The organism is Flavicella sp. IMCC45537 (assembly GCF_057197705.1).
This window is the reverse complement of record NZ_CM170067.1, coordinates 1588463-1611252: the sequence shown is the minus strand read 5'-3', so window position 1 is coordinate 1611252 and position 22790 is coordinate 1588463. Positions and strand designations below refer to the sequence as shown.

Here is a 22790-nt window from a genome sequence, read left to right as displayed (position 1 = left end):
TGAAAATATTATAAATTATGAAAATATTAAAAAAATATATACTCTTATCTATTAGTCTTATGGCTTTGGTAAGTTGTGATGAGGATAGTTTTCTAACGCAAGTGAATCCGAATGCAATTTCTACGGATACGTTTTGGGAAACTGAAGGGCAGTTTAATACGGCTTTGACAACGGTTTATGGAGCTTTACAGTTTCAGGGAGTTAGTGGTGCATTGATTCAACATGAAATGATGTTGGGTGATATTGCAGGAACCGAATCATGGTACAGACCAGCAGCGTTTAGGAATCTTACCTACAACGACAATACCTATTATGTTGTTGACAGATGGAATGAATTGTATATTGGTATCTTTAGAGCAAATCAAGTTATTGAAAATATCCAAGAGGCACAGATCTCTACAACAGCAAAGGCTTCTATAGAAGCGCAAGCTAGGTGTTTAAGAGCTTTCTATTATTTCCAATTAGTTCATTCTTATGGTCAAGCTGTGATTCATACGGATGTAGCTAAAACTGCAGAAGATTTAAGTAAACCGTTATCTACTATTGAAGAGGTAACAAATCAAGTTATCAAACCTGATTTAGAATTTGCTGCAGCGAGGTTGCCATTATCTTGGTCTGAAGGAAGTAGTAGAGTAACTCAAGGAACTGCCAAGAGTTTATTGGGGAAAGTATATTTATACAACCAAGAGTGGAGTGAAGCAGCGGCTCAGTTTAAAGGTGTTATAGATTCAGGTGTGTATAGTCTTGTTTCGGATGTAGCTGATAATTTCACTCATACCAATGAACATAATTCTGAATCTATTTTTGAAGTTAGTTTTAGTAGTGAATTGAATCCAGGTGTAAATGGAGCCATTGTGGATGATACTGAAAATGAAACTGGAGCTGAAGCATCTGCCTTAGCAAGGGCGCTTGGTCAAATAAATTATGGAGGGTATAATACAGTTTTAGCCTCTTATTTTTTACATGAATTAATGGTGTATGATGAGGTAGATCCTGCAAACCCTATAAATGATGGCAATGTACATTCAAGACGCTTATCAGCATCGATCGCTCCTAAAAACTTTGAAGGAGATTACTACGGAAGAGAAAATACAGATACAAAAGGTTGGGGATTTGGACAAAGTGCATATGTGAAAAAGCATACGAATTGGTACTTTTTAGAAGCAGAAGACGGAAATAGTAGGTCTGGAATTAATTTCCGACACATTAGATACGCCGATGTATTGTTAATGTATGCTGAGGCTATTATTGAGGATACCGGAGACTTTGCAACAGCTATTACGTATATAGATATGGTGAGAAATAGGGCGGGTGTAAAAACACTTCAGCAATATATGGATGAGAATTCTGGTCAATTTCCGCAATTACACGTTAGTACTCAAGTTCATGGTTCTCAACCAATGGTAACAGCAGATGCAGCTACGGTGATGAAGCACATTAGAAGAGTAGAAAGACCATTAGAATTGTGCTTTGAGGGACATAGATGGAAAGATATGGTTCGTTGGGGAATTGTTGAGGAAGTTTATGCAGAGCTGAGAGCAGATGAAGTTTGGAGAGAAGCAAATAAGGCGACGATTTTTGATACACCACCTCTTTATATTGCTGAAAGAATCCGTCCAGATTTCTTTTTAAGTGAGCAAAACTACACACCAAACCAGCATAATTATTTCCCGATTCCATCAGGAGAAGTGCAAACGAATGAAGAACTATAAACTAAAACACACATTATGAATTATAAATATATATATGGTTTATTACTTGTTGCGTTAGCCGTTTTTACAGCTTGTAAAGACGAGGCAGAAGTAGACCTAATAATTCCAAGTCATAGGGTAATTGTGACATCGGAAATGGATTTCGAGAACAGAGTGAATATTAATGGTAGTATTTCTTTCGGGGATGTTTCGGCTGGAGTTGTTTCTAGAAAATGGACCTTGCCTAAAGGAATTGGTGATATTGAAGGTACATCGAATGATACAGTGTCTACAGCATCTACTTTTAAAACGCAATTTAAGGTTGTGGGTGATCATGATATTAAACTACACCAAGAATTTTACAAAGATGCTTATGACGGTGAGATTTTGAAAGGTAGTGTTTTGGATACGACTATCGTTGTATCAGTTTTACCGTTTATTGAGGCAGAAGTTAAGGCAAGTTTGTTGGACTCTGATGGGAATATCATTCGTGAATTAAATGTTGTTGAAAATGCACAAGAAGAGGTAGAGGCGGGAAGTACGGTAAGGTACTCATATGCAGCTATTGGTGAGCCAGCGGCTTTTAATTGGGCATTTGGAGGCGGAGACCCATTGACTTCTGAATCTGATGTTGAGATAGATGTGAAATACAAGAAAATCGGAACTTTTGGAGTGAATTTCGTAGCTAAAAGAGATCGCCCTTTTAGTGCAGATACGGTAACAGTTGCAAATTTTGTATCTATTGTTCCTTCTTCGCAACCTGTAACTTTAGATGATGTTTATCAAAGAGAGAATGCAATTGCTTTAGAATTTAGTCGTGAAATTGATGAGACAACTTTAAATAAGGATGATTTTACGGTAACATTAGAGAATGGTACCATTTTAACGCCTACTATTGTAAGTGCAGAATTAGACGCGACTGAAGGAAATATTGTAGTCCTTAATTTAGGAACAGAAAATGTGTATAGTGATGACCTTGTAAAAGTTTCTTATTCACAAGGCGTACTAGCTTCAACAGATTTTGTTAAAGTGAGTACTATTACTGATCATGTTTTAGTTTATCAGAAATCTAATATTTTGATTGGTTCAGAATATGATTATAGTTTTGAAAATAGTGCAATAGATACATGGAAAAATCTTGGATGGGGTGGTTTTGAAACCTTTACGTTTGATATTTCTGATGTTCAAGCCCAAGATGGTTTGAAAAGTGGATATGCGATTATGGAAGGTGGAAATGGAATGATCTTAGGACATAAACTTGCCGATGGATCTGATTTTATTAGGTTTGATGTTGAGGCAAATGTAAATTATGAAATTGGAGTATGGGTCTATGTAGATGGAACTATACCAAGTTTACCGAGTGCTCCTGATTTAAGAGTGTATTGGAACCCAGGTACAAATTGGGGAGTTGGTTCACATGCATTGTTTACTCCAGATTTTAAAACAGGTGAATGGGTGTATACTTCAGCAAATGCTCAGTTTGATGCTGCTAGTTCTATTTCGTTTATGATAAGAGGGAATAATGCCCAAAATATGGATCAATTTAAATTATATATAGATAATATTAGTGTTTCTAAAACACCATTGCGTCCGTAATGTAATGTTGAGTATTTAGGTTTGAGACCGATTTGCAGTGTGAAAACACTTGTAAATCGGTCTTTTTATGTGATAAGTTTCTTCTACTATGGTAGAAGAATATTTATTGAAAACTTTTGATTGAAGGATGAGAAATAGTGTGGAATTCTATTTCTAGAAGCTATTTATTTTTTTAGTTTAATGATTGAATAGTCGCTTTTATATTCAAAATCGCTTGCGTTATTTAAAATCATAAATGCAGTAAGTTTGTAAAAATGCCCTTTAGGTAGTTTAGGTTTTAATGGCGGGTTTGTTGTTGATGTAATGTATTTGTATTCAATAGTACCAAAATTTTCATTCTCCACCGTTTTAAGCATTGGAATAGAATTTTTGTAGGTGTTGATTACATTCCCTTCTGCATCCACCTCCAGTAGTTTTGCATCGATGTATAAAAAGTTTAAGGGTCTTGCATCATAATTCAACTTCATAGAAATAGTATCAGATACTTGAATAGTTTCCACTTTATTTTTCCAGGTGATATTTTGGGCGTAACTCCCAGCAGAAACCCCTAGGGTTAGAATAATTATTTTTTTAAAAATTTTCATGGTATTCGTTTAAGATGAAAAATTATTCGATTCAAAAGAATTTTGTTTATTATTAAAAATTTCGGTTTAAGTAAATTTATATTTTTTTGATATTGAAACCTTGTGAGTTATATTGACATCAACTTGACGAAACTCTAAATTGCAAATAAGTCAACTAGGTTTTATATAGACAAAAAGTAAACAGGAGAATTTTAATACGTAGTGAAATCGGATTTTAAAAAAAATAATTGTTGATTTGTTTGTCTTGTTATGGAGATGTAAATGTTTATTTATATCTTATCAGTTAAATTGAAGGGAGTTCATAAGTATCATTCTGCAAGTATTGATAAATATCATTTTTTAGAGAAAAGATTATGTTAGAAAAAATAATTAATGTTCAGATAAAAATTAATATCAGTCTATTTATTTTAGTACTCTTTAGTTTTCAGTTAATGAATTCTCAGGAGGTAAATGAAAGAGATTCTTTATTCTATTTAGCCCGAAAATTAACTTTTACTCAGCCGGACAAAGCGATAGATTGTTACAATAAATCTATTGAATTAAGTCTAGAAAAAAATGATACCGTTAGGGCTGTTGAAGGTTTGATTGAAGTTGGAGATATTTATTCTCACCATGTGAATTATAGTAAATCCTATGATAGTTATTGGAGAGGGTTGTTATTAGAAGATGGCAAGGTTACTACAAGAGTTGGAAGAATTTACAAAGGATTAGGATGGTTGTATAGTTTTTTTGAAAGAGATGATGAAGCCTTGAAATATCTAAACATGTCGTTAGCGTTAAATAAAGAAATGTTTAGGAAAAATATCATTTTGACAGAGGTGTACATGCTGAGTGATTATTTTGCTCTAACAAGTTTTCATAGGGTAAGAGGTGATTATGAGAAGGCTCAGAAATATTTAGATAGTAGTCTCGCAGCAAAGAATAATATTCTGCTGAATTCTAAAAATTTTTATTTAGAAGCCGAGTCAGGGTATTTAAAATGTATGCGTGGTGAACTGTCTAAGGGACTCAATGATCTTGAAAGTGCTGAAGAATATTTTGGTGAAAATGACCCGAGTTATTTGGTTTTAATTTATTACATGTATGGAGATGCCTATAAGGTTTCGGGTAATATTACAAAGGCGGAGCAATTTTATTTAAAATCATTGGAGGTTTCTAAAAAATATAGAAGTCATTCCAATTATAAAATTAAAGTTTTTAAGGCTTTGAAAGAGTTAAAACTTCTTCAAAAAGATTATGAAAAGGCTTTTTATTATTTGGAAAAAGAGAAGGGTTTGAACGACGAAGTTTTTGGAATAAAAAACAAAAATAATTTGCCGTTGTTTGATATAAAGGACAAATATAGGTTGTCTAAAGAACAGATTAAAGATCAGGAGAATGAACAACGTTTGAAAGTATTAGAGCACGAAGAAGATATTTGGTATTTAAAAACGATATTTTTAATTTTTTCTATTGTAGGGATTTTGGTGTTTACTTTTTTCTTTGTTAGAAATTTAAGAGAAAAACATAATGCCGAAAAACAAGTAATACGAGAGCGTCAAGAAGCTGAGACCAAAAGGCAAGAGGAAATTCTTGAAATGAAAAATAAAGAATTGACAAGTTCTGCCTTGCGATTGATAGAAAAAGAGGAGTTTTTGAATAGTTTAAATTCAAAATTATCACAACAAAAAGATACTGTAGATGTGAAAACGATTAGTCGAATGGTAAAAACCATTCAGGGTAGCTCTTCAAGTAACTGGAAAGAATTTGAGGCTAGGTTTACTTCAATAAATCAAAGTTTTTATGAAAATTTAAAGGAAAAGCATCCAAAACTAAAATCAGCCGACCTAAAAATATGTGCCTTGATTCGTTTGAACTTTTCAAGTAAAGAAATGGCACCTCTTTTAGGGATCTCAGTAGAGAGTATCCATACTTCGAGATATAGACTCAGAAAGAAACTAGGTTTAGAGAGAACAGAAAACCTCTCAGAATATATAAATTCATTTTAAAGAAAAAGGTTTGACCATCGGTCAAACCTTTTTTCTTTTTTTATTTGTTTTTTAGTTCTTTCGGAAAGTTTTGAATCGGTTTTATTTGCATGTTTTTGTAAAAAATTTCAGCAGCTTCTGATTGGATTTGGATTTTACCCTTTGTTACAGGTATGGTTCTTCCTCCTATATCATACCGTGCATTTTTAACACGATTTACAACATGACCGTTTACTAAATGGATACTTTCATCGCCTAGTACATATAGCTCAAGCGTATTCCATTCTCCATTTGGGTTTTCAAACAATTGTGACTTACTTGCTTGTCCTGATTCAAAACCAGGCCCCCATTTTAGAGGAGTTTCTTTTCCTTTCGGTGCATACGTGAAATGTTTTTTTCCGTTGTTATTAACTTTTACATAGGAAGGAACATCACCATAAACATCACCTAAGGCAATAAAATCTCCACAATCGCCTTCTTGCACTTGAAATTCTAAACTAGCCATCCATACGTTCCAAAATGCGCCATGAACTCCTTTGGCATGGTATAGTATACCACTATCTCGTTTGTCCTTGAGTCTAGGTTCCCATTTTTTGTCTCCCCATTTGAACTCTGTTCGGAAATGATAATTTTGATATTCATTTTTGGTTGTCAAACCACCGTAAATTTCACCTGTGATATGTAAGATTTTTTCATCATTTTCTTCGATTATTGAGAAAACATTTTTTACATCGTTATTGAGACCTAAAGGCTTACTAGTTCTTACATTGTCAGATTTTTCATAATCTATAGCCACAGAAGTATGGACACCTCCCATAAAAACGTCCCATTTACTTAAACTTTTGTCCAATAAATTTTCTCCGTCTTGATGAATTTTAACTTCCGTTTCTCCCAAGCACCATTGGATTCCCTCTTTTAAATGAATTAGAAAATCTGGATTTGAGTATGAGGCATCAGTATGTCCCATGCCTGTGTAAAAAATTCGTCCTCCTTCGTAATGATGGTACCAACAGATAGGATGTTCAGTATGCATTTGTTTACCAGTGTAGCTTGATTCATCCAGTGTCAACAGGATATTCGCATGTTGCTCAACAGGTTCTTTAAAATTGTACCATTCATCAAATTTTTCAAATTCATTGCTATAATGATCTGTAGCAGGGTGTTGTAATGTTTTTGATTTGGTAATACGCGCTTTTTGTTGTTTGGGGTGTGAGGCAAATTGCGCAGCAATCATATGTTTGTAAAAGGGCCAATCGTATTCAGTATCCGTTGCAGAATGGACCCCTAAAAACGCACCTCCTTCATGGATGTACTTTTCAAAAGCCGCTTCTTCCTTTGGTCCCAAAATATTTCCTGTGGTATTTAAGAATAGTACCAGATTTTTTTGTGATAATTTTTGGGTGTTAAAAACTAAAGAATCTTCTGAGAATTGAATATTCCATTTGTTTTCAGACCCTAAAATTTTAAGGGCACTAATTCCAGCTTCTATAGATTTATGTCTGTAACCATTGGTTTTAGTGAAAACTAATATATTTTTTTTAAGAGGTGCGTCTTTTTTAGTTTCCTTGTTGTGGTTTATTTTACATGCTGTGGCTATTCCAATGGTTAAAACCAGCAAGATTGTTTTAATTGTGTTTAACATGGCGTAAAATGAATAGTTGGTTAATCAATATTTAATTTGTGATGGTGTTTTTAACAGGTAAATTAAAACAAAAAAAGCCATACTAAAGAATTAGTATGGCTTTTTAAGGGAGTCTGATGACTTATTTTAATGTAATTTTTACTGTTTGAGCATAATCACATGGTTTTTGCTTCGGAGCATTTATCTCAAGTCCGTTTTCAGTTTGCGTCCACTTTATTTTATTTTTACTTCCTAGGATTTCTACATTTGCAATAGAGATTCCTTTAGCTAACTCATTTCCCTTAGCCAAAGAGCTTATGTTTATTTTACCATCTGTAGGCCAGTCTAATAAAATAGCATATAATTTATCGTTATGCTGCGTAAATCTAATGTCTTTAGACGAGAATTTCTGATTTTTACCTTCAGAATGATGTCCTTTTTTAACCTCTGTTGGACCTTCTCCAAAAGTTTTCCAATATTTAGTGTCATATATAGCTTCACCGTTAATATTTAACCATCCACCAATTTGTAATAAAATTTTCTTTTGATCTTCTGGAATAGTACCATCTGATTTCGGACCAACATTTAAAAGTAGACAACCATTTTTAGAAACGATATCAATTAAGTCATCAACAATTTGATTTGTAGTTTTAGACTTCCAGTTTGTAACATAACTCCAAGAGTTTTTACCAATAGAAGTATCTGTTTGCCAAGGTAATTTTCTAATTCCAGGTAATTTACCTCTTTCTAAATCATAAACAACTGAACCTTCTGGAAATGCTTCATGTGAGAAGTTCTTGTCTTGTAAAACTACTTCTTTCCCCCATTCAATTCCCTTGTTATAGTAGTATGCTGCTAATTTCGGACGTACACTTTGGAAATCAGGAATGTCAACATAGAAGTCTAACCAAAAAATATCTGGTTGGTAATTATCTAAAACATCTTTTGTTCTTTCCCACCATCTATTTAAGAATTTTTGAGAAACAGGTTCTCTTAAATCTGTTCCCTTAGAAGAGTACAAATCTGCGTAAGCAGGGTCAGTTGTATCAAAATGAGCTTTTTTATTGTAGAAAGACCAGTTGAAAGCAAAATGAGAACTAGCACCCATAATCATCCCTTTTTCTCTACCTGCTTTGAATAGTTCTCCTAAAATATCTCTTTTAGGTCCCATATCGTATGAATTCCATCTTGTAGTATTAGATTTATACATGGCAAAACCATCATGGTGATCGGCTACCGGGATTATATATTTAGCACCAGCCTCTTTGAACAAATCGATCCATTCTTCAGCATTGAACTTTTCTCCTTTGAACATAGGAATGAAATCCTTGTATCCAAACTCTTTTTGATCACCCCAGTTTTTTTTGTGGTGCAAAAATTCTTTAGACGGACCTTCTTTTTGTAATTTTAATTGGGCAGTAAAAACAGCAGTATCCATATACATTTGTCTCGGGTACCATTCAGAACCATATGCAGGTACAGAATAAGCACCCCAGTGGATAAAGATTCCAAATTTTGTTTTGTTGAACCATTCAGGATCTTTGTAGTTCTTTTTTATTGATTCCCAATTCGCCTCAAATTTGGGTGTTTTTGAAACCTTTTCTGATGTTTTCTGTTGTTTCGTTCCACAAGAAAATAAAACTAAAGATGTGAAAAGGGTTAAAAGACTGATTTTTAATAATTTCATTATAAAGTATGTTAGTTATATCTACTAAGCTAAGTTACATAGTGTGGATTTCAAAAATAAGAACATATGTTTTTTATATTGCAGTATATGAACAATATCAAGTTTATATTTAGTACGAATCTAAGGGGTGAAGCTTGATTTAAGAAAATAGGAAATCTGTTAATTGAGTATTGTTTGAGTATTGTTTTAAATTAACAGATTTTAACATTTTAAACATATGTATTATGCTTCGATACATATGTCTTAAGTTTTACAATTATGATTATGGATATTTGTGAGACTAATTTAAACCTAATTTAATAATATGAAATTCAAATTATTTGCAAGTTGTGTTTCCAAGCCCATATGTTTAGCTTTTATGCTATGTATGGGGGTTGGATTTACGCAGGCACAGAAGATTGTCGTAAAAGGAACCGTTACTGGGGATGGAGATGTCCTCCCAGGGGCTAGTGTTCTTGTAAAAGGCGTAAACAAAGGGGCTATTACGGATTTTGACGGAAATTATGAAATTGAAGCGGATGCGGATGCAACGTTGATATTTAGTTTTATGGGCTATTCAACCATTGAGGCTAAGGTGAATGGTAAAAGTACTGTTGATGTAGTATTGGAAGCAGAAAGTAATGCCTTGGAAGAAGTTGTAGTAGTAGGTTATGGTACTCAAAAGAAGAAGGAGGTAACAGGAGCTGTAGTAAGTGTAAAAGCTGCTGAGCTAGAAAAAACTACTACTTCAGATTTAGGAGCAGCATTGCAAGGTCAGATGGCTGGGGTGAATGTAACAGCTAGTTCAGGTGCACCTGGTGAAGAAGCGAACATATTAATTCGTGGTTTTGGTTCATTGCTAGATGGGAATAGTTCTCCTTTATATGTAGTGGATGGTATTCCTTATGATTCTGATCCTCAGTTAGCGATTAGTGAGATTGAGTCAATTGATGTTTTAAAGGATGCGGCTTCGGCTTCTATTTATGGAACTCGTGGTTCTAATGGGGTAATTTTGATAACCACCAAGCAAGGTAAGGTTGGTCAGATGAATATTCGTGTAAATTCTGAATACGGAGTTCAAAAAATTATGTCTGATGCACATGCCATGACAAGTGAAGAGTTTACTTATATTGAAACCTTAAGAGGTTCTTTAAACTCCGGTAAAGTTCAAGGTGGAGTAGAAGGAGAGATTCATAGAAATGCTAGGTATTTTACAAACAATACTGATTTAGCTGAAATTATTTTAAATGATTTGGCTCCCATTCAGAATCATTCGGTAAATGTTTCTGGAGGTGTTCAAGGCTTGACATATTCATTCAATGCAAACTACTATGACCAACAGGGGATTATGGTTAATTCTGGATATAAAAGATTTAACGTTAGATCTAATACCACTTTTACAAAAGGGAAATGGAAAGTTACAACTGGATTGACTTTTAGAAGAGATAGTAAGAAAATTCCTAACAACCAGAATAATGTAATGAATAAGATCTATGATTATAGACCTTTTCAGGATTATATTGATTTAGAGTCAGATGTTATTGAAAATGCTTCTGATCAAGACTTGGATGATTGGGAGATAGGATCTGCAAGACAGCAGGCCAATGTTGCAAGAAATTTTAAGATTTTTGAGGATAGAACATCTAATAGTCATTCAGGAAATGCACAATTTGATTATAGCGCTACAAAAAACTTAAAATTTACTGTTAGAGGTGGAGCTACCTATAATGATCAAAAAGGAGTTAGAATATCTCCAAAAGTTGAGGTGTATAATAATAATGGAGAGCTGATACCAAATACACAAGTGACTTCGAATAGAACTTCTGATTTGACAACATCTAAATTAACTTTTGAAGCTTTCGTGAATTATACGAAAAGAATCCAAAAGCATAACTTTAAGTTCTTGGCTTTGTTTTCATATGAGAAGTCTAACACAGAATATTACCAAGTTGAAAAAAGAGATAATATTCACCCAGCGGTAACGGTTTTTGATAATTATGCAGTTGTTTATGCAATTGATAGTAATGGTAGAGATGGGATCCGTGTGAACAGAGGGAATTTAGCTCGTATTCAATACAATTATGATGGAAAGTACTTGCTAAGTGCAAGTGGTAGATATGATGGATCTTCACAGTTTGGTTTGGAGAATAGATGGGGATTCTTTCCTTCTGTTTCAGCAGGTTGGAATGTGTCTGATGAATTCTTTTGGGAGCCTGTTAAAGATGTGGTAAACTCTTTTAAAATTAGAGCTAGTATTGGAACAACGGGGAATGATAGGTTTGCATTATATAGCAACCAATCTGTAGTTGTAGCGAATAAAAATTATGTTTTCGGTAGTAATAATGCGACTGCTGGTTTACCTGGTGCAGGTGAGACTTATAACTTAGGAACTTCGCAGCAAGCCTTTGCTAATGAAAGTTTGAAATGGGAGACAAATGTGGAAACAAACATAGGTTACGATTTTGGTTTCTTTAGAAATGCACTTACTGTAAGTACTGATATTTATAAAAGTGAAAAGAAAGATTTATTATTTCCGGTTAAAAACGCTCCTTCTACTGGTGTAAATGGAAATAATGCGACAACTATTTTTAACATTGGTAATATGGAAAATTCAGGTGTTGAGTATGCTGTGAAGTATAGACATAAAGGAAAATCATCTGGATTTAATTGGAATGTAGCGGCTACTTATACTCAAAATAATAATATCGTAACAAAAACAAGTTTGTCGAATCCTTTGATTAGATTAAATAACTCTCATATTTCAAGTAAAAATGGAGCTTCTGCTGAAGATGTGTCGGTTATTACTGAAGGGCATGAAGCAGCTTCCTTCTTTTTGAGGGAAACAATCGGTATTATTAAAACTCCTGAGCAGCTTGCCGAATATCAGGCATCTACAGATCCAACAGCTCGAATGGGAGAACTAATGTATAAGGATCAAAATGGAGATGGTGTAATTGATGATCAAGATCAAATTTATATGGGAAGTGGTACACCTGACTTTGAGGTTGGTTTAAATTTCTCAGCGAATTACAAGAGGTTTGACTTTTCTATGCAATGGTATGGTTCTTTTGGTGCTGAAATCATGAATGGAAGTAAAGCATATGCATACCAGTCGGGAACACATAAAGATTTATTTTACTCATGGACGGTGAATAATCAAAACTCGAATATTCCTTGGAATGATGGAGCAAATTCTAAATCTTATAGAGGGGCTTCAGATTACTTTATGGAAGATGGAACTTATGTGAGGTTAAGAAATGTTCAATTAGGGTATTCTTTCTCTAAAAAAGTTTTAGAACGAATTGGTGCTTCTAGGTTGAGATTATATGTTCAAGCTCAAAATCCAATAACCTTTACAAATTATACAGGTATTGATCCTGAGGTAGGAAATAACGGTTTGAGTACTAGAGGTATTGATGCAGGTAGATATCCTATTTCTTCTCAGTATAAATTAGGATTACAATTTCAATTTTAAATAGTTAAAAATGAAAAAACAACAAAATATACATAAAACATTGAAATTCGGGAGAATTTTTATGGTTAAAATGACCCTTGTGTTTCTAGGGTTGATCTCTCTTGAATCTTGTACAGATGATTTGGAGCAAATTAATCCAAATGCCTTAACAACCTTAAGCTTTTGGCAGGATAATAATGACTTGAATGTTGGTCTTACAGCAGCATATAGTACTCTGAAAAATAGAAATATACTAGGAATATTATTTGAGCCGACTAGAGCAGATGTGGCGGTACCAACTAACTTTAGAGTAAAATTGACAAATACACCGATGTCAAGCCAAACATTTGACCAAACAACAAGGGAGGTGCAAGATAAATGGAATGCATTGTATCAAGGCGTATTTAGAGTTAATCAGGTAATTGATGCATATAATAATTTGGTTCCTACGTATGAAACCGCTGATGCCAAATTAAAGGGTCAGCTAATTTATGCTCAAGCCAGAGCTTTAAGAGGTTATTTTTATTTAGAGTTATATAGTTCTTTTAATTTTGGATCTGTTCCAGTATTAGAAACGGTGCCAAAATCTTTTGATGAATTTCATAAAGCGTTTTCTAAAAAGGAATATGTACGAGATTTTTTAATTGCTGATTTGACTTATGGATTAGAAAACTTGCCTGCAACTTATGCTGCTTGGGGAGATTTAGGAGATTCTAACATTGGTCGTATCACAGGTGGGGCTTGTGAGGCATTTTTAGCAAGAGCTTATATGTATGACAATGATTTTGCAAGTGCTGAACCATTGCTTATGAACGTTATGACAAACTACGGTTATGAATTGGCAGAAAATTTAAATCAAGTTTTTACTGGAGTAAACGAATTTAATAATGAGTCTATTTTTGAGGTGAATTATTCTATGGATCAAAATATTTTAGCTACAGATGAAGAGGCTGTTACTCAAAATATATCCACACAGTTAGGAAACGGTAATGGAAATATTCAACCAACAACATGGATGGGGTTATTATATAGAAATGATCCAGTAGATCCAGCAGATCCTGCAAATCAAGTTCCAAATTATGTGTACGATAAAGGTGAGTTAGTTGATCCAGAACCTGCAGATACTCGTCTGAGAATGTATTCTTCAAGGATGGGGAACTCTGTATGTCAAGTGGATGATCCAGATGAACCTATGTATGGGGTAACTGCGGCGAACTACGGTCAACATGTGAATGCAACACCAATGAATAAGAATTGTCCGGTAAGATGGAAAAAATTCACAAATTGGTATACTGTTGGAGATGGGTATGGAGAAGAAAAGAACCAAAACGAACCAACATTTAATAAATCAGGAATTAATATCCCTGTAATTAGATTGGCGGAAATCTACTTGTACTATGCAGAATGTATGCTTGAAAAAGGGGATATTTATGAAGGATTAAAATATATCAATAGAGTAAGAAAACGTTCTCATGTGTCTTTAATTGGAAACGCAACAGATCCTGGTGCAGAGTTTAATAATGCAGAGACAACTTATGTTGATAACATCAACTTAGGAGGAGACAGTCCTACAAATGCTGTAACCTTGGAGAATGTTAAAAAGCATTTAATGTTTATTGAGAGGCCTTTAGAATTGGCGTTAGAGGGGAATAGACCAGTAAACTTAAGACGTTGGGGAGAGTTAGGAAATAGACTGACTGAATTAGCTAAATATGAGTATGATGCGTATCATTATGCTGCAGATTTAAATGGTGATCATCCTAAAAGATGGAGATGTTATGTGGTTCCTACAGGTGAAGCACCATATTTCCCAGCAAGTGGATTTAAAGCGCAGGAAGCACATTTAAGAGATGCTTTTATAGGTTCAACAAACTATAACCCTGAGTTTCATTCTTATTTGCCTATACCACAAGACGAAATTAATGGTAATTTAAACTGGAATGTTGTAGAGTAGTTTCATCGTGATATTACTTATTAGTTAAAACTAAAATATTGAAAAATGAAAACAATTAAAATATTAATTAAATCGTTTCTACTACTGCTGCTTTTAGTAGGGTGTTTAGGAAATGAGTGGGAGCAACCAGAAGATTTTACTGATTTGGTGTTTACTACAACAAATGGTAGTACCGCAGATCAAGGAGAGGTGAATAATTATTTGTCTTTTATGGATTTATCTGCAGGCGCAATAGCGCATTATTGGGAAATTCCTGATAACTGTTATTTTCTAAGGGGACCAATTCCTGCTAATTTGCCAAATCATGATGAATATATCATAAATGCAGGAGATACAATCAGTACGGATAAAACAGTTCATGTATTGTTTAAAAAAGGAGATTCAAATACCATTATTAAACTACGCAATGAATTTGCAGATTCTACTTCTTTTATATATCCAGGACTCTGGGATCCTACAGGAGGAAATAGTGGAACAGGTGGTTTTATAAATGATACTATCAGAACAATTAAGATTGGAGATAAATGGATTGCAGAGGTTGAGTTATTGGTAGATGTATATGATACCATCCGTCCTGAAATGGAAATGAGAGATATCAATGGTGTTGATATTGATTTTGAAGCTATTGATACAATCACTGTAGATTTTGGTGATAAACTAATATTTGATGATAGAAGTGCCTTGTTGGAAGATAATAATTCTCGTCCCGAACAGACCGTATGGAGAGTTTTTACGATTGAGGAAGATGAAGAGGATGAAGAAACAATTTTTAATAGTAGTACAACTTATGACCCTTTAGAGTTGGTGCCTGGAGGAGCTCATGAAGGACGTAACATTGACACCATTACTTTTAATAAAGCTATAGGAGCTTTCAGAGGAAGATTAACGGTGAGGCGTGAAAGAACTGAGATTTTGAATGCTGCAAATGCAGTTTACGAAATGCCAGTTATTTTTAAAGTAAATCCTTCTGATGCGGTTTTTGAAGTATCAAATATCGTAGAGCAAGATAATGATATAATTAGAGTATTGTTAAATGACAATTTAGCTGAATTTTCAGAAAATATTGGAGACCATTTTAGTGTTTCTGTGAACGGTGTTGATAGACCTGTTTCTTCAGTGTATAGACATGAAACGAATAATAAGGCGTTAGAGGTAAGGTTAGATACGCCGTTAGATCCGTCAGAAGTGGGAATGGCATTTATGTCTTATGATGGAGCTTCTGAATTTGTTGTTACATTGGATGAAAGACCTTTGCAAGGGTTTACAGATGAAGAAATTGATGTGTATGTGCCAACACCTGTAATGCAGATTGGGGATATTATAGAAACATCGGGTGATTTAATCGCTATAGCATTTGATCAAGATATTGATCCAGCAAGTATAGCAGGATCGTCCAATCCAACTGCTGGTTTCGAAGTGATGTTAAATGGAGTCGCATTTCCTATTGATGCAATAGCTGTAAATACAGAGTTTCCAAATGTATTGGGGATAGATATGAGTGATTCTATGTATCAGGATGATGTGATTACAGTGAGTTTTACAGGTCCGAGTGATATTCGTTCTGTTGGAAACGGTTCCCTAACTGATTTTGCGGCCATAACTATTATGCCTTATTTTGATCAACAATTAACTGACTCTGGGTTTGAAGGAACTTTTGGTGACTATTGGGTAGAAGGCGCAAGTGGAGCTGGTGCGACAGTTGGATTTTCAACAGAGCAAGCTAATAGTGGTACTCAAAGCGCAAAGCTAACAACATTAAAACCTAGATTAGAGTCTGGTTCAGATGTGACTTATGAAAATGGGGCAACTTATGTGGTTAGTTATTACAGGTATATTGTTCCGGGTGCTACACTTGATACATCGCACGGAGATAAAATTTGGCTTAATAAAGCAGTCGGTGCAACTGCAGTTACACCAAATTGGGGTTCAGCAACAGCTGGAGTATGGGAGAAAGTGACTACAGAGAAGGAAATAACAGCTGATTATTTCAATGTAGGTGTTAGAATTCAACCGATACCAACAAGTGGAACAACCTTTACAGTGTATTATGACGATTTTGAAATTTACAAGAAAGATGTAAGACCTTAGTAAAGAAAAACTGAAATAAAGAAAGCCTATAAATGAGAATTTATAGGCTTTTTTTTCGTTCGTCAAGTTATAATCTAGTACATCTGGTAGTTTATTCTTAAGAATGAGACATATGTTGCGTTCGTCCTTATAGATAAATTGCATTTTTACCATCTAATATTTAAACTAAAAATAAAATGACTTCTAAAATTGTTATTGCTTCTTTAGGAATTCTTTCGTTGTTTTCATGTGCTAAGACACCTTCGAAAATAGAACAAAAGAAACCCAACATTATTTACATCATGTCAGATGATCATACAACCCAAGGGTTTGGGATTTATGGTAGTAGACTGGCAAAATTGAATCCGACTCCGACATTAGACCAAATAGCGAAAGAAGGAATTATATTTGACAATTGTTTTGTGAATAATTCTATTTGTACACCAAGTAGAGCTGCAATTTTATCGGGTCAACATAGTCAAGCAAATGGTGTGTTAGATCTTGAGGGGAAATTGCCAAAAGAGCATCAGTATTTACCCATTGAAATGAAGAAATTAGGGTATCAAACTGCAATCATTGGGAAATGGCATTTGAAAGTAGAACCAAATTTTGATTATTATAATGTATTTACCAAGCATGGACAACAAGGTTCTTATTTTGATCCGTATTTAACTGAAACAGGGATGCATTTTACGGAAGAAAAGGACCCTGCTTATGAAGGTAAAATGTACAAAGGGCATAGCTCAGATATCGTAACTGATATTTCTTTGGATTGGTTAAAGAATAAACGAGATAAAAACAAACCCTTTATTTTGTTTCATCAGTACAAAGCACCTCATGATGATTTTGAATTTGCACCTAGATATAAAGATTATTTAGCAGATGTTGAGATTCCTGAGCCTGCAAGTTTGTATGATAATGCAAATAATGGTTCTATTGCGACACGTGGTGAAAATGGAGAATTATTATCTGTAGTAGGGTCTTCTGTTTCGAAAAGAAATACAATTCGAAATATGGGAATGCGTATGTGGAGTGATCGTTATAGTAAAAAGAATAATCCAGATTTTGATCGTCACCAAGCAGATGAGTTAGAAGGTGATGCTTATACTCATGCAACTTACCAAGAATACTTAAAACGTTATTTACGTTGTGTGAAAGGAGTAGATGATAACGTAGCTCGTTTAATTTCCTATTTAAAAGAAGAAGGCTTGTATGATAATACAATTATTGTGTATACCGGAGATCAAGGTTTTATGTTAGGAGAGCATGATTATATTGATAAAAGATGGATGTATGACGAAGCAATGCGTATGCCTTTTTTTGTAAGGTATCCTGAAAAAATAAAAGCAGGTTTAAGAACGGATGCGATCATTAATAATACAGATTTTGCACCAACATTGATTGAAATGGCTGGAGGTACTCCTCCAAAAGAAATGCAAGGTCATAGTTTCAAACATATTTTAGAAACAGGAGAGGAGCCAAAAGGATGGCAGCAATCTACCTATTACAGGTATTGGATGCACATGGCTCATGCCCATGCAAATCCTGCTCATTTTGGTATCAGAACAAAGCAATATAAGTTGATCTTCTTTTATGGGAAGTATTGGGTTGATACTGATAATCCTGATGCAGAATGGAATAAAAAAAGTTGGGGGAATCGATTTACACTTCATACCCCGGCGGCTTGGGAGTTTTATGACTTGACAAAAGATCCTAAAGAAATGAATAACGCCTATGCAGATCCAGCTTACAAAGATGTTATTGCCAATTTGAAAGAGCAGCTAGTTGCAAAACGTAAAGAGTTGAATGAAGAGGATGGTGCTAAATATCCTCATATTCAAAAAGTGATTGATGCACACTGGAATGATTAAGGTTATTAAATTAAATAGAACAAATGGTCACTTTACAAGTGGCCATTATTTTTGTAAAGCCTAATTGTAAAGGGTAATAAGGCTGTATATAGACAAAATGTAGATAATAAATGTTTTAAAAAGCCATTCGTTCTAATCTCTTAGACATTTGAACAAGGCGAATATATACGCCTCTTTTAAATTTGTAGCTATACTGAAATAGATTAAAAATGAAAATTAAATTCCATAGACTAAAACTCGTGTTGCTACAGGTAGTGACTTTTTGTATTACTTCTATTTGCTTTGTTTCTTGCGCGGATAAATTAGATGAACCCAAAGAAATTCCTTTTAATAAAGGGTGGAAGTTTTCTAAAGGTGATGTGAAGGGAGCAACAGAAGTTGCTTTTGATGACACTTCTTGGGAAAATGTCACAGTTCCACACGATATGAGTATAAAGGGTGAGTTTTCAAAGAAGAACCCTTCCTTTTCTAGAGGAGGATGGTTGCCTACGGGTAAGTGTATGTATAGAAAGAGCTTTGTTGTCAATGCTAATAAAAATTCGCAGAAAGTATTTGTCTATTTTGATGGAGCGTATCGTAATTCTGTGGTCTATATAAATGGCGTTAAAGTCGGGTATCGTCCATTGGGATATATTGGTTTTGAATACGACTTAACACCCTATATCAATTTTGGAGGAGAAAATGTTATCGCGGTAACACTTGATAATTCTGAGCAACCTGGCCACAGATGGTATTCAGGAACTGGATTGTATAGAGATGTTACGTTAAAAATAACGAATAGAACATATATTCCAAATTGGAGTTTGTATGTAACAACACCAAAGATAACTGATGAGCTAGCAATAGTAAATACAGATTTTGAAATAAAAAATGAATCAGGGATCTCAGAAGAAATTAAAGCGGTTGTATCAATTTTAAAAGATGATAAGAAAGTTACAGTTAAGGAGCAAATTGTTGCCATTGAAGCTTCTCAGAAAACAAAGGTTCAGATCCAACTTGAGGTGGTCAATCCTAAATTATGGTCACCGAGTGCTCCTAATTTATATGATGTGAAAGTTCAATTGTATAAAGGTGGACAATTGATAGGTGAAGAGCATACTAGAACCGGAATTAGAACTTTGGGTTATGATAAAGACAAAGGGTTTTCTATCAACGGAGTCAGAACTAAATTGAAAGGAGTTTGTTTACATCACGCAGGTGGACCTTTAGGTGCTGCAATTTATAGAAGGACTATTGAACGTCAGTTAGAAGTTTTACGAGAAATGGGATGTAATGCAGTAAGGACCTCACATAATCCGTTTTCAACTGAGTTTTTGGATATCTGTGATGAGATGGGATTCATGGTGATGAATGAAATGTTTGATGAATGGGAAGTAGTTAAAAATCCTGCAACAGTTCAAAATGGTAAGAAAACACGTATTCCGGTAAAATATTATGCTGAAATTTTTAAGGAATGGGCAGATAAAGATTTAACGGATTTTGTGTTAAGAGATAGAAATCATCCTTCTGTTGTTATGTGGAGTATTGGTAATGAAATAGACCAGATGAAAAGAGATGAAGGTATTCCTATTGCAAATAGATTGATTAAAATTGTACATGGGTTAGATTATCGTCCAGTTACAAATGGATTGATTGGTTATGGATGGGATGCTTGGCCAAGTGAAGGAGCGGCTGCTACAAGTGACATTAGAGGATATAATTATATAAAAGAAAATGGTCTTGTTAGAGAGGATCGTATTGCTCCAGATGCCATGGGGATCGTTACAGAATGTGCTTCTGCACAATCTTATTATCCAAGAGGCACCTACTTGTATGGCGATCAAAAAAAGGCTTGGTGGGATGAATTAGGTTATGAGTTTAATGATGCCTATGAATGGGTAGAAAAAAGACAGCTTTTAGGAGAAAGAGGAATGGATGCCTGGAGAGATATTAAGAATAGAGATAATATCATGGGGCAATTTATATGGACTGGTTGGGATTATTTAGGTGAAGTAATTCCTTTTGGATGGCCGGCAAGATCCTCGTCATTTGCTCCAATAGATTTATGTGGATTTCCAAAAGATGGCTATTATTTTTATCAATCTCAATGGACATCTAAACCGATGGTTCATATTTTTCCTCATTGGAATTTAGAAGGTATGGAAGGCAAAGAAGTGACTGTTTATGCTTATACAAATGCGGAGGAAGTAGAGTTGTTTCAGGATGGTAAATCTCTTGGAATTCAAAAAAATGATACGCACGGTGTAGAATATCAATCATGGAAAGTAACATATACACCAGGTTCTCTTCATGCGATTGCTCGTAATTCAGGGAAAAAAGTAGCAGAGAAAACCATCCACACTGCTGGCAAGGCAAATAAAATGGAAGTCTTCGTTCGAAAAACTACGTTAGATGCGAATGGGAGAGATTTGGCTTATATAGAATGCACCATTCTTGATAAAGATGGAAATGTAGTTCCTAAAGCAGATAATACCATTGAGTTTTTAATTAATGGAGAAGCTACCTTGATCGCAACTGGAAATGGAGATAACATGAATCATACTTCTTTTCAGTCATCAAAAAGAAAAGCATTTAATGGAAAATGCCTAGCAATTATAAAAACAACGGAAAAGCCTGGCGCTATTGAAGTGAAAGTGATTTCCAAAGGATTAAAAACAGCGGTACAACAGTTAAAATCGATAAATAAATAAAAAATATTAAATATGATAAAGTTTAATAAAACCTTAATGGCTATTGCTGTAACGGCATCATTTTGTTTTCAGAATGAAGTGGTTGCACAGAAAAAGAAAAAATACAAAGAAAACTGGGAATCTTTATCTCAAGTAAATCAAGCACCAGAGTGGTTTCAGGATGCTAAATTTGGAATTTATACACATTACGGACCTGTTTCTTCTGCTTTTGTGGGAGCGGACCCGACAAAGTGGTATGCTGGTTGGCATGGAATGAAGATGTACGTAGATGGTAAAATTGTACCTTCTAAAAACGGGAAGCCTTCTACGAATTATACGCATCATGTTCAGAAATATGGACCTGTTGCAGAGCATGGATACAAGCAAATTATAGAAGAGTTTGATCCTTCAGCTTTTGATGCAAAAGAGTGGGCGGAGTTGTTTAAGATTTCTGGGGCTAAATTTGCCGGACCTGTCGCTATGCATCATGATAATTTTGCAATGTGGGATGCCAAATCTACAAGATGGAATTCTATGAATTATGGAGGTTATGACCCTTCAGCTGAATTGAAAAAAGAAATAGAATCTAGAGGTATGAAATTCATGGGGTCTTTTCATCATGCTTTTACATGGCAGTATTTTGCGGGCTCTCATAAACATGGAGGAATTGATCCTGAGGATTATGATTTGTATACCAATCCACATCCATTAGATTCAGATACACCTGATAAGGATTTTAATGATGCATGGTGGGCTAAGTTAAAGGAATTTATTGATGTTTATGAACCAGATGTATTATGGTTTGATTGGTGGTTAGAAAACTTAGATGAAGAATTACGTCAAAAGTTTTTGGCTTATTATTATAATAAGGGATTGAAATGGGGTAAGGAAGTTGTTGTTTGTTATAAAGAAACTACATTTCCAGAAGAAACAGCAGTGAAAGATTTTGAAAGAGGTCGTCCAAATCAACCTAAAGAGCAAGTATGGTTAACGGATACTTCTCCAGGAGCTTGGTTTTATAGACCGAATGCGAAATTTACAACATCGAATGAGTTGGTGGATATTTTAGTCGATATTGTTTCAAAAAATGGTCTTATGTTGTTGAATGTGCCACCAAATCCAGATGCGTCGATACCTCAAGAAATGAAAGATCTTTTGGTCGATATGGGAGATTGGCTTGCTGTAAATGGAGATGCTATCTACGGTACCCGTCCTTGGACTGTTTTTGGAGAGGGACCTACAAGATTACCTGAAGGAGGACATAAAGTTGAAAAACATAAAATTGCATATACGAATCAGGATATTCGTTTCACGAAAAAAGGAGATAAGGAGTTTTATGCTATTGTAATGGATGCTCCACAGGAGGAAATTGTGATTAAAACATTATCTACGGATATCGGTGTTTTAAACTCTAAAATTGAATCTGTGGAATTATTAGGAAGTACGGAGAAATTGCAGTGGACTAGAGATTCAAGAGGATTGGTAATCAAGTCTCCTAAAAAGTTAAGTTCGAAATTTGCACATTCCTTTAAAATCAAGATGGAAGGATATAAAGAAACTGCCATTGGAGGAGCTGTGGATGCACATGTAGATTAATTAGAAAAATACGACCCGCAACTTTAACTTATTGGAAGAATTGCGGGTTTTTTA

12 protein-coding genes are annotated in these 22790 nt (G+C 34.5%); 9 read left to right on the top strand and 3 right to left on the bottom strand.

The window, feature by feature from the left end; genetic code table 11:
- The first annotated feature begins 17 nt into the window (after positions 1-17).
- Together AC2DGP_RS06865 and AC2DGP_RS06860 are read left to right on the top strand one after the other, a co-directional pair.
- Positions 18-1712: a RagB/SusD family nutrient uptake outer membrane protein gene (locus AC2DGP_RS06865; protein ID WP_484492272.1), complete on the top strand. Its 1695-nt coding sequence runs from the start codon at positions 18-20 to the stop codon at positions 1710-1712.
- 15 nt (positions 1713-1727) lie between these two features.
- Positions 1728-3287, top strand: a complete 1560-nt coding sequence (locus AC2DGP_RS06860; RefSeq protein WP_484492271.1) for a PKD domain-containing protein — start codon at positions 1728-1730, stop codon at positions 3285-3287.
- Positions 3288-3451: 164 nt separating this feature from the next.
- Here AC2DGP_RS06860 and AC2DGP_RS06855 read toward each other — a convergent pair whose 3' ends face one another.
- On the bottom strand, positions 3452-3871 hold the full coding sequence (locus AC2DGP_RS06855; RefSeq protein ID WP_484492270.1) for a hypothetical protein: 420 nt from the start codon (positions 3869-3871) through the stop codon (positions 3452-3454).
- 353 nt (positions 3872-4224) lie between these two features.
- Between AC2DGP_RS06855 and AC2DGP_RS06850 the strand changes: the two genes are divergently transcribed.
- Complete coding sequence (locus AC2DGP_RS06850; RefSeq protein WP_484492269.1) at positions 4225-5859, top strand: tetratricopeptide repeat protein; 1635 nt, start codon at positions 4225-4227, stop codon at positions 5857-5859.
- Between the two features lie 40 nt (positions 5860-5899).
- Here AC2DGP_RS06850 and AC2DGP_RS06845 read toward each other — a convergent pair whose 3' ends face one another.
- Together AC2DGP_RS06845 and AC2DGP_RS06840 are read right to left on the bottom strand one after the other, a co-directional pair.
- Positions 5900-7480 (bottom strand): ThuA domain-containing protein, encoded by a 1581-nt coding sequence (locus AC2DGP_RS06845; protein ID WP_484492268.1) that lies wholly within the window; start codon positions 7478-7480, stop codon positions 5900-5902.
- A 121-nt stretch (positions 7481-7601) separates the two neighbouring features.
- Positions 7602-9146, bottom strand: coding sequence for an alpha-L-fucosidase (locus AC2DGP_RS06840; RefSeq protein ID WP_484492267.1), 1545 nt, complete (start codon positions 9144-9146; stop codon positions 7602-7604).
- A 304-nt stretch (positions 9147-9450) separates the two neighbouring features.
- Between AC2DGP_RS06840 and AC2DGP_RS06835 the strand changes: the two genes are divergently transcribed.
- The 6 genes from AC2DGP_RS06835 to AC2DGP_RS06810 all read left to right on the top strand — a co-directional run bounded on the left by AC2DGP_RS06835 (position 9451) and on the right by AC2DGP_RS06810 (position 22736).
- A complete protein-coding gene (locus AC2DGP_RS06835; RefSeq protein WP_484492266.1) occupies positions 9451-12600 on the top strand; it encodes a SusC/RagA family TonB-linked outer membrane protein in 3150 nt (1049 codons plus the stop codon).
- 10 nt (positions 12601-12610) lie between these two features.
- Complete coding sequence (locus AC2DGP_RS06830; RefSeq protein WP_484492265.1) at positions 12611-14533, top strand: RagB/SusD family nutrient uptake outer membrane protein; 1923 nt, start codon at positions 12611-12613, stop codon at positions 14531-14533.
- Positions 14534-14578: 45 nt separating this feature from the next.
- On the top strand, positions 14579-16621 hold the full coding sequence (locus tag AC2DGP_RS06825; RefSeq protein WP_484492264.1) for a hypothetical protein: 2043 nt from the start codon (positions 14579-14581) through the stop codon (positions 16619-16621).
- A gap of 176 nt (positions 16622-16797) precedes the next feature.
- The gene (locus tag AC2DGP_RS06820; RefSeq protein WP_484492263.1) at positions 16798-18471 is read left to right on the top strand and encodes a sulfatase family protein; all 1674 of its coding nucleotides are present in this window, start codon (positions 16798-16800) and stop codon (positions 18469-18471) included.
- A gap of 209 nt (positions 18472-18680) precedes the next feature.
- Positions 18681-21161 carry a glycoside hydrolase family 2 TIM barrel-domain containing protein gene (locus AC2DGP_RS06815; protein ID WP_484492262.1) on the top strand — a complete coding sequence of 827 codons (2481 nt, stop codon included), beginning with the start codon at positions 18681-18683 and terminating at the stop codon, positions 21159-21161.
- Positions 21162-21173: 12 nt separating this feature from the next.
- The gene (locus AC2DGP_RS06810) at positions 21174-22736 is read left to right on the top strand and encodes an alpha-L-fucosidase (RefSeq protein WP_484492261.1); all 1563 of its coding nucleotides are present in this window, start codon (positions 21174-21176) and stop codon (positions 22734-22736) included.
- Positions 22737-22790: the final 54 nt, after the last annotated feature.

Bases quoted from the DNA above. Each gene is read 5' to 3' on its own strand.
- AC2DGP_RS06865 (WP_484492272.1), top strand. From the start codon at position 18: ATGAAAATATTAAAAAAATATATACTCTTATCTATTAGTCTTATGGCT.
- AC2DGP_RS06860 (WP_484492271.1), top strand. From the start codon at position 1,728: ATGAATTATAAATATATATATGGTTTATTACTTGTTGCGTTAGCCGTT.
- AC2DGP_RS06855 (WP_484492270.1), bottom strand. From the start codon at position 3,871: ATGAAAATTTTTAAAAAAATAATTATTCTAACCCTAGGGGTTTCTGCT.
- AC2DGP_RS06850 (WP_484492269.1), top strand. From the start codon at position 4,225: ATGTTAGAAAAAATAATTAATGTTCAGATAAAAATTAATATCAGTCTA.
- AC2DGP_RS06845 (WP_484492268.1), bottom strand. From the start codon at position 7,480: ATGTTAAACACAATTAAAACAATCTTGCTGGTTTTAACCATTGGAATA.
- AC2DGP_RS06840 (WP_484492267.1), bottom strand. From the start codon at position 9,146: ATGAAATTATTAAAAATCAGTCTTTTAACCCTTTTCACATCTTTAGTT.
- AC2DGP_RS06835 (WP_484492266.1), top strand. From the start codon at position 9,451: ATGAAATTCAAATTATTTGCAAGTTGTGTTTCCAAGCCCATATGTTTA.
- AC2DGP_RS06830 (WP_484492265.1), top strand. From the start codon at position 12,611: ATGAAAAAACAACAAAATATACATAAAACATTGAAATTCGGGAGAATT.
- AC2DGP_RS06825 (WP_484492264.1), top strand. From the start codon at position 14,579: ATGAAAACAATTAAAATATTAATTAAATCGTTTCTACTACTGCTGCTT.
- AC2DGP_RS06820 (WP_484492263.1), top strand. From the start codon at position 16,798: ATGACTTCTAAAATTGTTATTGCTTCTTTAGGAATTCTTTCGTTGTTT.
- AC2DGP_RS06815 (WP_484492262.1), top strand. From the start codon at position 18,681: ATGAAAATTAAATTCCATAGACTAAAACTCGTGTTGCTACAGGTAGTG.
- AC2DGP_RS06810 (WP_484492261.1), top strand. From the start codon at position 21,174: ATGATAAAGTTTAATAAAACCTTAATGGCTATTGCTGTAACGGCATCA.